The organism is Streptomyces sp. MZ04 (assembly GCF_004684775.1).
In the GTDB taxonomy this organism is placed as follows: Bacteria; Actinomycetota; Actinomycetes; order Streptomycetales; family Streptomycetaceae; genus Streptomyces.
The window spans coordinates 1-1,873 of the sequence record NZ_SRIC01000540.1; the positions used below are offsets into that span (position 1 = coordinate 1).

The 1,873-nt window shown below is 72.2% G+C and carries 1 protein-coding gene and 2 pseudogenes; all 3 read right to left on the minus strand.

Annotation, left to right across the window (positions count from 1 at the left end):
• Positions 1-1,170 (minus strand): annotated as a pseudogene (locus E2651_RS42940) (sigma-70 family RNA polymerase sigma factor); the annotation flags it as partial.
• A 95-nt stretch (positions 1,171-1,265) separates the two neighbouring features.
• The gene (locus tag E2651_RS42945) at positions 1,266-1,622 is read right to left on the minus strand and encodes a YciI family protein (protein ID WP_135336687.1); all 357 of its coding nucleotides are present in this window, start codon (positions 1,620-1,622) and stop codon (positions 1,266-1,268) included.
• A 45-nt stretch (positions 1,623-1,667) separates the two neighbouring features.
• Positions 1,668-1,873 (minus strand): annotated as a pseudogene (locus E2651_RS44915) (MFS transporter); the annotation flags it as partial.

Below are 1,873 nucleotides of genomic sequence, written 5' to 3' on the forward strand. Positions count from 1 at the left end.
CGCCCCAACAGCAGCTCCCGCTCCCTCGCATTCCGCGCAAGCCCCGCCGCCCGCTCGAACTCCGCCCGCGCCTCCGCCCGGCGGCCGAGCCGCAGCAGCAGGTCACCCCGCACGCTCGGCAGCAAGTGGTAGCCCTTCAGGGCCGGTTCGGAGGCCAGCGCGTCCACCAGCGGCAGCGCATCCGACGGGCCGGAGGCCATCGAGACCGCCACCGCGCGGTTCAGTTCGACCACCGGTGAGGGAGCCCGCTCGGCCAACAGGGCGTACAGGGCGGCGATCTGGGCCCAGTCCGTCTCCTCGTACGAAGCCGCGCCGGATCAGCGCCTGGTTCCAGCGGCGCCGGTTCTGCACCGCGAGGAGCACCGGCTCGCCCGCAGGCCCCGTCCGCGCCCCGGCGCGCGAGGCCTGGAGCTCCAACAGCGCCGCCAGGCCGTGCACTTCGGGTTCCTTCGGCATCAGACCGGACAGCACGCGGGCGAGGCGGAGCGCGTCCTCGCAGAGGGAAGGGCGCAGCCAGTCGTCGCCGGCCGTGGCCGCGTACCCCTCGTTGAAGATGAGGTAGATGACCTCCAGGACCGATCCGAGGCGGGCCTCGCGGTCGGGGCCGTACGGAACTTCGAAGGGCACGCCCTTGGCGGCGAGGGTGCGTTTCGCGCGCACCACGCGCTGGGCCACCGTCGGCTCGGGGACCAGCATCGCGCGGGCGATCTCCGTCGTCGTCAGACCGCCGAGCAGCCGCAGTGTGAGCGCGATGCGGGACTCGGCGGAGAGCACCGGGTGGCAGGCGGTGAAGACGAGGCGCAGGAGGTCGTCGTCGATGTCGTCGGGATCGGCGTCGGCCGGGTCGTCGGCGGACGGCGGCGCCGCCTCCAGGTCGCGGCCCATCTCCGCCAGCTTGCGCGCGTAGCGCTCCCTGCGGCGTACGAGGTCGATGGCGCGGCGCTTGGCCGTGGTCATCAGCCAGGCCCCCGGGTTGTCGGGGACGCCGGTCGCGGGCCACTGTTCGAGCGCGGCGACCAGCGCGTCCTGTGCGAGCTCTTCCGCGATGCCCACGTCGCGCACGATCCGCGCGACACCGGCGACCACGCGCGGCGACTCGATCCGGAAAACGGTGTCGATGGCGCTGCGGGAGGCGTCCGGGCGAGGGTGCTCAGAAGAGTGGGCCGTCACGGCCACCCATCAGAGCACCCTGCGCCAGGCACCGCAAAGACGCGGGGCACCGCAAAGACGCGGGGCACCGCAAAGACGCGGGGCACCGCAAGGACTCAGCCCTCCGCGATCTCCCGGACCTCGGCCGTCACCGTCCACTCCTCGTCGTGGATCTTCAGGAAGCGGCTGGCCCACTCGATGGCCTCGGCCTTGTCCTTGCACTGCGAGATCGAGTAGCCGCCGACGACCTCCTTGGCCTCGGTGAACGGACCGTCCGTGACGGAGATGCGGCCGCCCTCCCAGTGCACCCGGGAGGCCTCGGACGTCGGCGTGAGGCCGGCGGTGTCGAGCATGACGCCCGCCTTGGTGATCTCCTCGAGCAGCTCGCCCATGCGCTGCCCCATCTCGGGGCTCGGGCCGCCCTCGGGAGAGTTCTTCTCGTCGATGCGGATCATCGTCAGGTAACGCGGCATGACCGGTTCTCCATTCGGTGCGCGGGCGGGGCTTCTTCCCGCCTCTCACCCATGCGTCGAACGGGAGACGCCCGGATCGACATCGTCGCCGAGATTCTTCGAAGTTTCTTCTTGGGTGTACGTCTGTGCAGGTCGGAGCCGTGCGGGCGCGCGATGCAGCACGGCTGTCGCAAGGGCGGCCGCGGCCAGGAGCGCCGCAGCGACCCAGAACGCCGTCGCGTACCCGTCCACGAGCGGCCCCGGCCCCCGCC